Annotated in this window: 13 protein-coding genes; all 13 read right to left on the bottom strand. The window is 40.6% G+C overall.

Going from position 1 to position 13744, the window contains the following annotated elements:
• Positions 1-155: 155 nt before the first annotated feature.
• Complete coding sequence (locus AB1H92_RS05045; protein WP_115361855.1) at positions 156-1535, bottom strand: M28 family peptidase; 1380 nt, start codon at positions 1533-1535, stop codon at positions 156-158.
• Between the two features lie 278 nt (positions 1536-1813).
• Positions 1814-2329: a flavin reductase family protein gene (locus AB1H92_RS05040; protein WP_115361857.1), complete on the bottom strand. Its 516-nt coding sequence runs from the start codon at positions 2327-2329 to the stop codon at positions 1814-1816.
• Positions 2330-2402: 73 nt separating this feature from the next.
• Positions 2403-3845 (bottom strand): cytosine permease, encoded by a 1443-nt coding sequence (locus AB1H92_RS05035; protein ID WP_115361859.1) that lies wholly within the window; start codon positions 3843-3845, stop codon positions 2403-2405.
• Positions 3846-3911: 66 nt separating this feature from the next.
• Complete coding sequence (locus tag AB1H92_RS05030; RefSeq protein WP_115361861.1) at positions 3912-4577, bottom strand: cysteine hydrolase family protein; 666 nt, start codon at positions 4575-4577, stop codon at positions 3912-3914.
• An 81-nt stretch (positions 4578-4658) separates the two neighbouring features.
• A complete protein-coding gene (locus tag AB1H92_RS05025; RefSeq protein WP_115361863.1) occupies positions 4659-4925 on the bottom strand; it encodes a YciI family protein in 267 nt (88 codons plus the stop codon).
• Positions 4926-4936: 11 nt separating this feature from the next.
• On the bottom strand, positions 4937-6382 hold the full coding sequence (locus AB1H92_RS05020) for an aldehyde dehydrogenase family protein (protein WP_115361865.1): 1446 nt from the start codon (positions 6380-6382) through the stop codon (positions 4937-4939).
• Positions 6383-6406: 24 nt separating this feature from the next.
• Positions 6407-6709: a hypothetical protein gene (locus AB1H92_RS05015; protein WP_115361867.1), complete on the bottom strand. Its 303-nt coding sequence runs from the start codon at positions 6707-6709 to the stop codon at positions 6407-6409.
• A 30-nt stretch (positions 6710-6739) separates the two neighbouring features.
• Entirely contained in the window at positions 6740-8236 is a 1497-nt protein-coding gene (locus tag AB1H92_RS05010) for an aldehyde dehydrogenase (RefSeq protein WP_243835715.1), read from the bottom strand.
• 4 nt (positions 8237-8240) lie between these two features.
• Entirely contained in the window at positions 8241-9053 is an 813-nt protein-coding gene (locus tag AB1H92_RS05005; protein WP_115361870.1) for an alpha/beta fold hydrolase, read from the bottom strand.
• Positions 9053-9631, bottom strand: coding sequence for an amino acid synthesis family protein (locus tag AB1H92_RS05000; RefSeq protein ID WP_115361872.1), 579 nt, complete (start codon positions 9629-9631; stop codon positions 9053-9055). The genes AB1H92_RS05005 and AB1H92_RS05000 overlap by 1 nt, the downstream gene beginning before the upstream one ends.
• 1 nt (position 9632) lies before the next feature.
• Positions 9633-10781, bottom strand: a complete 1149-nt coding sequence (locus AB1H92_RS04995; RefSeq protein ID WP_115361874.1) for an LLM class flavin-dependent oxidoreductase — start codon at positions 10779-10781, stop codon at positions 9633-9635.
• Between the two features lie 15 nt (positions 10782-10796).
• Positions 10797-11465, bottom strand: a complete 669-nt coding sequence (locus tag AB1H92_RS04990; protein WP_243835713.1) for a GntR family transcriptional regulator — start codon at positions 11463-11465, stop codon at positions 10797-10799.
• A 182-nt stretch (positions 11466-11647) separates the two neighbouring features.
• On the bottom strand, positions 11648-13261 hold the full coding sequence (locus AB1H92_RS04985; RefSeq protein ID WP_115361878.1) for a BCCT family transporter: 1614 nt from the start codon (positions 13259-13261) through the stop codon (positions 11648-11650).
• Positions 13262-13744: the final 483 nt, after the last annotated feature.

The following is a 13744-nucleotide window of genomic DNA, read 5'->3' as shown; positions in this document are numbered from 1 at the left end:
AACAGTGGCATCACCGGAATTCATTCAGTCTAGTAGAAATGGAGTTTACCAATTTCAGATATACGAATGCCACCTAAACATTCAAATTGATTGAATCCCTACAAAATCAAATAGAAAAAAGCAGGAAGCTTTCTCCCGCTTTTTGTCTGAATTTCTTATTGGAGTCCCCCAACGATTCGCTCATAATCAACTGGTTTTGGTGAGACTTTTGCTCTCTCCAAAGCAGGCGTGTCTGGACGTGCAACCTGATAGACTGCCGCCCCAACGATTTCTGCTGTTTCTTGGAGTTTCTCTTTGCTGATTTTATCAAGTGAATCTTCTGGTGTATGGTACCAAGGCTCAGTAGGACTATGAATAAATAAGGCAGCCGGGATGCCTGCATAATAAAACGGCACGTGGTCGCTTCGGCCTTCTTGTCCATACCCTAATGGATTTCCTGTTCTCACGCCAGCAGCTGCCGAGAGATCAGTGACGGCATTTTTCTCTCCATCTACTGTAAACATTACCAGTTCTCCAGCATCCCTACTTCCGACCATATCCATTTGAAACATACCAACAATCCGGTCGCGCTCATCTTGAGATAAAGTTTCGACATAATGATAGGATCCTAAAAGTCCTAATTCTTCCGCGCCGAAACTTACGAAACGAAGTTCTGTATCAGTCGGCATATTCGCCATTACACGAGCCAACTCAATGGAGGCAGCTACCCCGGAAGCATCATCATTAGCACCCGGAGATCCTGGAACGGAGTCATGATGGGCACCTACAACAATGATCTGGTTAGTATCTTTCTTTTTATTAGTAGCTTCTTTGACAGCCACAACATTATGAGAAGTTTTTTGTGAAATACCACCGCCTGTTACATTGACAGTCGCCTCGATAGTTTGTCCTTCAGCTAGTAATGTTGCTAGCCTGTCTCCATCGGTTTGTGAAAGGGAAACGGCAGGAACAAATGCTTCATTAGGTGCACCAAGCGTTCCAGATAATGAACCGGAAGTATTATTATAAATCATTACCGCTGATGCTCCTGCTTGAGCAGCGTTTAACACCTTATCCGCAAAGGATATATCTCCTCTTTTGATTAAAGCGATTTTGCCTCCTAGCTCAATACCTGCTAAATCATCCTCTGTTGCCAAACCTGCATAAACCACTTCACCTGACACTTCCCCATTCGGTGTATACGTAAAGCTATTTGATGATAGGGGTTCGCCCGCTACATTAACGGAAACTTCTGGTGTTTGGTAACTTTCAAAAGTAAACGGCTGAATTTCTGTATCGTATCCAAATGAAGAGTATTTATCGTCGATATACTGAACGGCGTTCCATTCAGCTTCTGTACCCGCAACACGCGGTTCGCTGGAAAGATGCGCAATGTCGTCATAAATGTTATCAACATTGATTCTTTTGATAATTTTATTATCAAAAGCTTGCTGTGCTTGTGGGGGTGAACCAGGCGTTTCATTTGCATTCGCTACTGGAGACCCAACTACTAAACTTGTTGCCATCAATAGTGCAAGGATCGGTTTTCTTCTCATACTAAATCTAGCCTCCTAAAATATAGTTAGTGTTACACATCAATAACAGTTTACCGGAATATTCAGGTAAATGTAAATGGTACCAATCACCTGAATGGATCCTTTGTTACTCGACAGCTAGCTCCTGTGACAACACAACCTCATCCACTTCTTCAATCTCGTTAGCAAACTAAGTAGATGTAGAAATCACCTTTTTTAAAAAACCCTAATACCCTTGGCCTCTTCACAAAGAGTCCAAGGGGATTATGTCTTCCTCTATTTCAAATACATATTTACAATTATGATACTGGTTGTTTTTGCTTATAAAACTCTTCCGGAATTGGTCCAAACACTCTGCGATGGTAAAGCATTGGATCATTGCTCTGATCAATTTGAAGGTCAATTACTTCACCAATTAAAACGGTATGGTCCCCAGCCTCAATTGCTTTGAACGTTTTACATTCAAAAACCCCAAATGTACCATCGATAATCGGTAAATTATTTTCAGAAAAACTCCAGTCACAGTTGCTAAAACGATCTTCAACTTTACTTGCAAACGTTTTACAAAGTTCTTGTTGATGACCATGTAAAACATGTACCGCGAACTTTCCACCTTCTATAAACTCCTTCAATGACGATACACGATGATCAATAGACCATAGCAACATAAGCGGATCTAATGATACGGAAGCAAAAGAATTCACTGTCAATCCGACTGGCTTGCCATCTGCTCCAGTTGTCGTTACAACCGTCACACCTGTTGGATAATTCCCCATAATTTGCTTGAATAAGTCTTGTTTCTCTACTTTTTGCATAATAGCTCTCTCCTTTTTCATTCATATTTATAAATCCGACAACAGGCATTGAATAAGTACCGATTCTCTTTAATTAATATAATTTAGAAGTTTTTCCCCTTGGCATTGAGATTAGCGTATAGAGCAATGCAGTTATCAAAATGGTTGGATAGACAGCACCAATTGAACTTCCTAACAAGGCAGAGTCACGAACCAATAAAAAGAATATGACTCCGAATGTCCAAACTGCTACTGCTCTTATATTAATTCCTTTTGTATACCAATATTTCCCGCCTACTTTTTCAAATTCCTTTACATCATAGGAGCGCTTTTTAACAAAGTAATAATCGGCAACTAACACGCCAAGTAACGCACTCAGTACCATACCGATATATTCTAAAAAGCCCATAAAGGTATCTAAGAAACTAGCAAGATAAAGTGGCACAAGCATGAATACACCAGCTAAAACTGTGACGAGCCATATAGAGTGAAGCGGTTTAATTTTCTTTGTTACATTCGTTATTGAAATACCCGCAGCCATCAAATTGACGACATTTGTTGTCACACATGCTACGACAATAAGTAGTAGCGCAAACCAGCCAAGCCCAAGATTTGTAACGAGTGAACTTGGATCTGAATTCTCTGGATTGTAAACGCCTGTCGTAATTGCTGAACCGATTGTTGCGATAATGCCGATAAACGCAAACCACATGAGTGAAACGCAAGCACCGATTAACGGGGCAACTGTTGCTGTTTTCGCTGAACGTGTGTAACGTGTAAACTCGGCAATTCCTAGCACCCACGCTAAACTAAATGCAGCCATAATATCTACCGCTTTTCCGACAGGCATTACCGATTCGGCAGGTGGCCTCCAGCTCAAAATTGCTGAAAATGAATGCGTGCTCAAAACGACAATCGTAATCCAAATACCTAGTGCAAGGACTAAAACAATCCCGATTCTTTCAACTATTTTAATAGAATTTCTTCCCAGTGAAACCGCAGATAAATTCAAGCAGCTCATGAAAACAATACCTAAAATCATTGGACCCGCACTTCCCGGCTCCCCAAAAGCCGGCCATCCAAATAAATCTTTTAATATAAAACTCATCGAAATGACAGCTATAAACGTATTAACAACAGCCCATCCTAAAAAGACAATCGTATTTAACACCGTTGGGAGAAGACTTCCCCTAATTCCGAAAGCTGGTCTTGTGAGTGCCATGGTGGACGTCCCAACTTTATAACCCATGTACCCAACAAGAGCAAGTACAAGATAGGCAAAGGGATTGGAAATTAACGTGACTGCAATGGCACCTGCAAAAGCCATCCCAGCTACCGTTCCCCCTACATACCAGGACGCATTGTTTGAGTTTGCCCCTACCCAGATCGCTATCATGTCAAAAAAATTAATATTTCGTTGACTCATTGGAACTTCTTCGGTCGCATAATGTTCTTCTGTGACTACATCTTGGCCACTAACAACTTGGTCAAAAGCCTCTACCTCGATACTTGCTTCTACTTTTTCTGCAGCTTTCATATTTTTTTCCCCTTTTATTTGAATTAGAATTGTTACAGAAAGCGTCGTGTAGTAGTCCTCAAGATGTCACTCAACTGTCAATCTTCCAAAAACTTCACGTAAGTTTTCAGGTGTAAATTGTAACTCATCAGGTCCCTCAGATTTCCATACTTTATAATCTTCTCCCGATAACTTGTTGCTAAGTTGATTTGCATCATAGATTTCAATATCATAAACCCAATTCGCCATCATTAGAATTGCTGCCATATGGGCACCTTCAGTTGTTGTACCGCATATGTCTTTAACGAGATTAATTTGATAATCACGATAATAAGCATCCATCGCTGTTGAAATTACGCAAACGTCTGTCAAAACACCGCCAATGATCAAATGCTTTATTCCTAAACTCTTTAACATCAAATCCAAGCTGGATTCATGAAAACAGCTATACCTATACTTATCAACGATAATATCACCAGGCTCAGGCTTAATTTCATCCATGATTTCAATTGCATCAGTTCCTGTATGATAATAAAGAGGTTCCCCTTTTTCATTCACCGGCTCCCGATTCCCAAGTGCAATACCATCACCCCTGTTTAAATGGCGCGTATAAATGACTGGGATTCCTTTTTGTCGACATTGCTCTATAAGACTTGCTGTTTTTTCAATAATTCCATCCATGCCAACGACGTCCGACGTCCCGCCTTCCTTTTGAAGGTCAATTAAAAGTAAAGCAGTGTTTTTCACATCCATTTTCACACCTCCAAATTACCATGTACCATACAAGATTTTAGTGAAAAACATCTCCAAAAAAATACGTTTTATTGCTACAATTCATTTAACTGTAAGTGCTCCCCACTCTTTTAGCTCTAGTCGCCGTACTCCCTCAACAACATGTGGATCTGCCTCTGCGAATGCCAAAGCCTCTTCATAAGAATCAGCAATATAGACAATAAGGCCGCCCGTTCCATCTGTAAAGGGGCCTCTTGCAAACACTTTTCCCTCCGCTTCTAATTCTTCCAAATAAGCGATATGACGAGGAAGAACTTCAGCATTTTTCTCAGCATCCATCATGTGTAATAGTGCCGCATAATACCCCATCCCTTTACCTCCTAATTACGGTTCCAAACTACGAGTTTCATCTCAGTCATGTCTTCAATCGCGTACTTCAAACCTTCACGGCCTGTTCCGCTTTCCTTTACACCGCCGTACGGCATATTATCCACCCGGAATGTTGGAATATCGTTAATCATTACTCCGCCAACATACAACTCTTCTGCTGCATTCAGCGCTGTAGTAATATCATTTGTATAGATTCCTGCTTGCAATCCATAACGTGAATCATTCACTTGGTCAATTGCCTGCTCGACGTTTTTCACTTTATTTACAACAATAATCGGAGCAAACACTTCATTGCAACATACTTTCAGCGTAGATTTTGCTTCCAGAATAATCGTTGGATAAAGAATATTTCCTTCTGTATTACCGCCTGCTACAACTTTTGCTCCTTGTTTTTTCGCTTCTTCTATCCAACTTTGTGTCCGCTCTACATCCTTCGCTGAAATAAGTGCTGATACATCTGTTAGTTCATCAAGGGGATTTCCGACAACTAACTTTTTCGTTTCTTCAATAAGTTTAGTTACAAACTCTTCATAAATATCTTCATGAACGTATGCGCGTTGCAAGGAAATACATACTTGACCTTGGAAAGCGAATGCCCCTGTTACACAACGCGGGATAATTTTATCAAGATCGACGTTTTTATCAACAATTACTGCTGCATTGGATCCAAGTTCTAAAGTAACTTTTTTCAAGCCAGCCTTGCCTCGGATTTCGATGCCCACCTCTGGGCTTCCCGTGAAAGTTATCATGCTGATTCGGCTATCCTGAACAAGTTTGTCTCCCGTCACCTTGCCGCTTCCAGTAACTACGTTTAGGGCTCCTTTTGGCAATCCTGCTTCAAGAAGAAGTTCCGCAATAAAATATGAGGATAACGGTGTTTGTGTAGCTGGTTTTAAGACGATTGTATTCCCACTTGCTATAGCAGGACCAACTTTATGGGCAACTAAATTCATCGGAAAATTGAAAGGTGTAATTGCGCCAATGGTACCGATTGGTTCTTGTACCGTATAAGCTAGTCGATTTTCACCGCCGCGAGCCGCATCAAGTGGAAGTGTTTCACCATGAATGCGCTTTGCTTCCTCAGCTGCAAACTTATACGTTTCAATCGTACGACTAACTTCACCCCTTGCTGTCGTAATCGGCTTTGCTGCTTCTAATGCAATAATTTCAGCTGCTTCTTCAGCTCTTTCTTGCAAAGCATGAACGAGGTTTTCCAAGATTTCCGCACGTTTATAAGCGGGCATACTCGCCATCACTTTTCGGGCATTTACAGCTGCTTCAATTGCTAAATCAGTTTCAGCAATTGAAGCCAACGGGACCTCCGCGATAACTTCACCTGAATATGGAGATTGAAGCGGACTGTATTCCTCCGCCGCGACCCACTCTCCATTAATAAGAAGATGTTGTTTCTTTACATTAGTATTAAGCTTCGTCATGATTAACCTTCTTCCTATATAGGCTTATTTAGCTAATTGCCACATTTTATGATTATTATTTTTTTCTATCTCCAATAGATATTCCTCGATTTTAATCTTTAGCCCGCCACTTCCAAATTTGGGGCGCTTATTATTTAAATCAGCATCCTTTTGAACATAGTCGAGAAAGTAAAGGATATTCTTTCTTCGATCGATAATTCGTTCAAATCCTCGTTCGTAAAAGAATTTATCAATTGTATTATAGAGTCCTCTATTTATGCCATAGTCTTCGTTACATACACGAATGAAGGATAAATCCGGTAAGTGAATCAATTTTTCGATAGTCACGTCGATTTCTCCCTTCCTATTTAGCATGATTTAGCGCATAATGAATGGATCAGGTATCGCTTCAGATGATGTATTCACCCAAACTACTTTACTTTGAGTATATTCATAAATTGCATCAAAACCGCTTTCTCTTCCGTACCCGCTTAACCCGGAACCTCCGATTGGTGCAATAGGCGATATGCTCCGGTAGGTATTCACCCAAACAATACCTGCTCTAATCGCCTTGGCCACACGGTGGGCTTTTGCTATATCACTCGCCCAAATTCCAGCCGCCAATGCATAGTCAGTACTGTTTGCCATCTCAATTACTTCAGCCTCATTTTTAAATGGGATGACACTTAAAACAGGACCAAAGATTTCTTCTCTTGTAATACGCGCGTTATTGTCAGTATGTTCGAATATCGTCGGTTCAAAATACCATCCTTTTTCTAAGTGTTCAGGCTTTTTACCACCGATTATGATTTTTCCGCCTTCCTCTTTCCCGAGCTTTACGTACTTTTCAACACGTTTCAATTGTTCCTCTGTAGCAAGCGGTCCCATTTCAGTAGTGTCCGAAAGAGGGTCACCAATCATTATGTTTGAAACACGGTCAACAAGTCTTTCCATCACCTTGTCATAAATATCTACGTGTAAAAATGCTCGTGATCCAGCAACACAACTTTGGCCAGTGGCACCAAATATACCGGCAATAATTCCCATCGCTGCATTATCAGGGTCCGCATCTTCAAAGACAATGTTTGGCGACTTTCCTCCGAGTTCTAGTGATAATTGTGCGAAGTTCTCTGCTGTATTTCTTACGACATGGCGAGCAGACTCAGCTCCTCCAGTAAAAGCAACACGTCTAACGAGTGGATGTGCTGTCAATGTATCACCAACTGGTAATCCAAAACCTGTCACTACGTTAACAACACCAGGCGGGAAGCCAGCTTCTTCCACTAACTTCATAAGTTCAAGCAAAGAAGCGGATGTCATTTCTGATGGTTTTATCACAATTGTATTTCCAGCCACAAGTGCGGGCGCTAATTTCAATGTCGTTAAATAAAGCGGTGAATTCCAAGGTGTAATTGCAGCTACAACGCCAAGGGGTTCCCTCGTTGTAAAAGCAAACATATCCTGTTTATCCAAAGGAAGCGTATGACCGTGAATTTTATCGGCAAGACCTGCGTAATAGTAGAAGAATTCCGGCAAGTAATTTAATTGACCACGCATTTCTCGTATCAATTTTCCGTTGTCAATCGTCTCATACTGTGCAAGTTCTTCCACATTTTCAGCAATGAGATCGCCGAGTTTCCTGACAAGTTTTCCTCTTTCCGTATAAGTCATATTAGTCCACTCAGAATTTACAAACGCTTGATGTGCAGCTTGCACTGCTCGATTTACATCTTCAGCTGTTCCTTTTGCTACACGTGCCCAAGCCTCTCCCGTTGCTGGATTATAACTTGGAAAATACTCTCCACTTGACGATGCTGTCCATTCCCCATTAATATACATATCGAAAGTTTTAAGCTCAGTTTTTAATTCTGTCAAAACCTCATCTCCCTTCCCCTACAAGCACTGCTCTTTCAATAAATGAGTGAATTGCCTCGTGGATAATATCAGGTCTTTCAATCGGAAGCATATGTCTTAAGACAGGAACTACTAACAATTCAGAACCAGAAATTTTCTGATGAATTTGTTGTGACATTTCTGGTGTGGAACCGACGTCATTTTCTGCCGTAATGACGAGTGTCGGAACTGTGATTTGATCTAGTTTATCCCAAAGTTCTTGATCGGCTGTCGCAAACAACGAATATGCTTCTAAATAAGAAGCAGGATTATTAGTCTGAAGACGAGTACGAATCCGATTTACGACGTCTGCTTGATTTTGCAGATAGTCGGTTGTAAACCAACGTTGGATTGCAGGTTCAATTGTCGAATGAGCTCCGTTTGCCCTTACTTCTTCCACCCGTTTTAATATCGCTTGGCGTTGCATTTCTGTCCGATTCGCAACTGCATTCATAATTGTTAGCGTTTTCATTTTCGCCGAATTTGACAATGCATATGCCTGGGCAACCATGCCTCCCATTGAAAATCCTACAAGGTGAATCTTTTCGAGACTTAGACTTTCCACGAGTGCAGCAAGTTGTTCAACGTACTTAGAAAGTGAATAAGGACCAGGGGGATGCGAAGATTCCCCGTGTCCTATCATGTCATACACAATTACTCGATAATATTCTGACAAACTATTCACCTGTTGCTCCCACATTGCATGATCCAAACCGACTCCATGTATGAAAACGAGCGGTTCACCCGTTCCTTTTTCTTCATAATGAATGGTCTTTTGACCATACGTAATCTTTGGCATTAGACGAGACCCATTTCCAGCATGTCTTGGTGACGGTCTCCCGTTCTTGGGTGCGGACGTCCTCCTGTCGAAACACTGATTGCAACAACAATTTCATCAGCCCTCGGCGCATCTGGAATTGTCGCTTCAAACGTCAAGAAGTGTGAACGTTTCGAATCTTCATTTTTGTGGACCATTGGGATTAAAACTGCCGTTCCTGCGCCTCCACGCTTGTTTGTAAATGGCAAGATACTTTTCCCTTCAACCGCATCACGGAACTTGTTTCCAAACTTCAATGTATGAATGAAGGCGGAAGCATGCTCCATTTCTCCGTCTACACCGACGACCGCAGCTTTACCGAATGCTTCAACATCATCTGCTGAGCTGATATGCTTGAACAACTCTGCAACTAGCAACTCTCCAATTTCAGGAGCATACTCGTTAATTTCCGGCATTAAATCCTCAACAAATCCTCTTTCAACCCATGGATTTTTCATTACTAACATCGTTGTAATCATCTTAATTGGGTCTTCGAGTTGTTTGCCTCCCTCAATACGCGTTTCTTCAATAGCTGTATATACTTTACGAATTTCTAACATTTTACAATACCCCCTGTTTTGTTTTAGTGAAATTTGGCATTACTTCTTCTGTAAATAGCTTTAAGCTGTTCATCACTTTTTCGTGTGGTAAATGACTATGATTTTTCCAAAGTAATAGATTTTGTAAATTCAACTCTTCTTTTAATTCTTGAATTTTTTCTGTTACATATTCCGGTGTTCCGAATAATAAGTTTCTTGGGTGAAGGAATTCATATGTTAACTCTTGGCCGACTTTTACTTCTTCACCTGGGTCCATCAGATTACCAAGCCCTCTCCAATGGCAAATCCAGCGATATGTGTTTAGTACTGCTTCAGCAGCATCTTCCCGAGCCTGTTCCATCGTTTCTGCTACATACACATCACGTACAAGCGCAATTCCTTCGCCAAGAGGAACTTCATAGCCGCGCGCTTTCGAAGCTGTTTCACGATATAATTCAAAACGTCCTTTTAACTCTTTCACTGTCGGCATCCAGAAAATAGCATTAATACCGGTTTCAGCAGCAATTTTGATTGAACTTGGGGAGTCGATTGTTTGCCATAAATTTGGCATTCGACCTTGGTAAGTGTTTGGCATGATTGAAATTTTATTGATTTCCCCTTTTTCCATGTCCATAAACTCTGGTGATTGAGGGCTCATAGGATGAGTCCACTTTAGGCCTTCAGGTGGAAACTGATAAATGTCTCCATCGTGTGAAAAGAAACGATTTGACCAAGCCTTTTTCATTACTTCCACAGTTTCTTCAAATAATGCGCGATTCTGATCATTATTTTTCGGATCTGCCAGCGCATTTAAATTAGCAGCCTCACGACCATATAGTCCGCGAGCTAACCCGACTTCTACTCGCCCTTTGCTTAACTGATCTAACATTGCGATATCTTCCGCTAAACGAAGCGGTTGCCAAAATGTTGCGACGTTTGCAGCCTGACCGATTCGAATATTCTTTGTTCGAGCGGCGATATCTACTCCCATCATTAGAGGATTCGAAATCAACTCATTCCCCTCATGACCGAAGTGGTGTTCTGTATACCAAATGGAGTCGTAACCGTTTTCATCACAGTAAACCGCTTGCTCCCGTGCTTCATCTAATACTTTATCGTACTCCTCATGGCGACCTGGCCCTGCCAAGTTAGCGAATATTCCGAACTTCATAATTATTATTCCCCCTTATTTTGCGGTCTTTTGGTAAAGTCTTTTGGCAATTGCTTTTTTTAGTCCAATCGCACTTTCTCTAACGTGCTCTCTCATCGCTTTTTCAGCTCTTTCTCGGTCCTTACTTAAAATTGCCTCTAAAATAATTTGATGTTCTTTCAGTGATATTTCTAGACGATTTGGAACTTCAATACTTAGATAAACATAGCGATTATAAGGTATTTGATTAATCAGTAAATTGAACACATAACTCAGCTTGGAATTATTAGCACCGTCCATGATTGCCTGGTGAAAAAGATTATTCGCTTCGACGAATTTATTATGATCTTTTTTCTGTACGGCTTCTTCCATGAAAGATACAGCTTCTCGTACTTTACCTATTACTTTCAAATCTCCTTTTTCAGCAAGTATTCCCGCTGCAAGCCCTTCCATCGCTTCCTTTACTGTAAATAGCTCATCTAATTCTTTCTCAGTCGGTTTTAATACACATGTTCCAACTCGTGGAATGATTTCCACTAGCCCTTCTCGTTCTAATTGCTTTAACGCTTCCCTCACCGGAGTCCTGCTTATTTTAAAATACTGCGATAAAGCAGCTTCAGATAATTGCTTTCCAGGTTCGTATTCTCCCGTAATGATAGCTGTGCGGATCGCATCAGTTACTTGGGCCGTAATACTCGTTGTCAAAATACTCGTAATGGTAAACACCCCTTTCTAATAAAAGTGCCATGTACCATGGTACAAATATTCGTAACCTATTAATCTCCCACTAACTTCCTTATTTTTCATGTACCATGTACCATACAAGGTCTAACGTTAGTGTAATATCATTACTTTTAAATGTCAACAAATATTTAGAATCTTTTAAACTATCTCCTTGTTCCCTTTACTTCGACTTCCGTTGATGCAGTTGCTTCGCTAATTGTCGATGGACTTAGGTCTACCTTTTCTTCTACAATACCTTGTTCAATCGCTAATTGCTTTGCTATTTTCGGCGCGTACCAAAGAATTGGCAACATCAAAATGGAGATTGGAACAGCAGCGACGACGATAAATGATTGTAATGCACTAATTCCTCCCCCGCCGATTTTAATAAGTATCGTTGCAATTACAGCCATAATTAACGCCCAAAATACACGAACTATTTTTGGCGGATTTCCATCACCAGTAACCCCCATCGAAATGGAATAAGACATTGAATCAACAGTTGTCACAACAAAAAGAGTCGTTAACACGAGAAAGACTGTCGGCATAATAAATCCAAGCGGCATTTGTTCGGCAATAGCGATAATTGCGCTCGGCAATCCCCCGTCCAATAATGGACCACTTACCGATCCCCTATTGCCCAATTCATAAAAGATTCCCGTCCCACCTAAAACTGTAAACCAAAAATTTGTCGTAATCGGAGCAATGATTGCTACGACAAGAAATATTTCTCTAATTTTACGCCCATTTGAAATTCTTGCCACAAACAAAGCAACGAGCGGACCAAAACCAATAAACCAACCAAAGAAAAAAAGCATCCAATAACCAAGCCATGCCTCATCACCGCGAAATGTACTTATGTTGATGAATTCACTCATATACATTCCGAATGATGACATGAAAGAATCTATAATGAACATGCCCGGACCAAAAATTAACAAAAATACCGCAATAACTACAATCATATTCACGTTTAGCTTACTTAACCACTGAATCCCTTTATTAATCCCAGTTAAGGTCGACACTAAAACAACCGCTGTCAGACCAACAATAATGAGGACCTGTGTGCTGAATACGTCGGGTATTCCAAATACCGAGCTGACTCCATAGCTCACTTGTAAACCAAGAAAACCGATTGGACCAATTGTTCCTGCCGCTGCACCAATAATACAAAATACATCCGCAGCCGTTCCCCACTTGCTTGTTAAAATCTTTTTTCCTAATATTGGATACAACAATGTTCTAGGCTTTAATGGCATTCCTTTATGATTATGTGCGTAAATTAATATTATTGCACTAATGGCCCCATACACAGACCATGCTGTAAACCCCCATGACATATAACTTTGTGCAAGTGCAGGGCCAATCGCCTCCTTCGTTCCAGCAAGGATACCCTTATGCATTGGCGGAACTTCCAAAAAATAGTACATTGGCTCTGCCGCAGCCCAGAATACACCACCTGCTCCGAGGCCAGTTGTAATGATGACCGCGACCCATTTAAAATAACTTATTTCATGCTTATTCGTATTTCCAAGCCGAACTTTCCCATATTTCGAAACGGCTAACACAGCACCTACTGCAAAAGTTGCAATCATTAATAGTTGCCAGTACGCACCGAAATAACGGATTGACAAGTCAAAACCGATATTGACGTATTTGCTTACCATATCGACATGTAAAAACGATAAAAGCACAAACGCTACGAGTGCCCCACCACTCAAAAGAAATACTGGCCAGTCTACTTTCTCCCTAATATGACGCCAATAATTTTTGGTCATCTTATTCCCCCTAATGGTTAGTCTTTGAACCACTACCAGAAACAATTTCATACTAAACGAAAACAGCCAATTTTCTGTATCAACTTAGCCCACTTAGCGGATCACCCCCTGACAATTGTAAACGCTTTCATTACAATGTTTTTATTAATACTAATCTTGCATGTACCATACAAGTTTTTTTCAGATTATACTGTCTCTTTATATTTGTCAATACTTTTTTCGTTTTGCACTTTAGCTTTTAGTAATTTTTATAGGTGAAAATCCCGAAGAGGATTGGGACGCAGTTCAACATATAAAGGAAATCTTTCAGAAAGTAATCGAAAAAAATCATTCCAAGCTAAATCATAAACATTTATAAAATCATCGTCAAACACAATAATCAAAAAACATCCCCCAATCGAAAAAACGATTCGGGGATGTTCTATTAGGATATTTGGTGACATTTTTTTAATGTAAAGTACCTGTGCTCAAACCCATCGTGGT

Source organism: Sporosarcina pasteurii (assembly GCF_041295575.1).
Classification (GTDB): domain Bacteria; phylum Bacillota; class Bacilli; order Bacillales_A; family Planococcaceae; genus Sporosarcina; species Sporosarcina pasteurii.
Note: the sequence above shows the minus strand (reverse complement) of the source record. Positions and strands in the feature narration are given on the sequence as shown.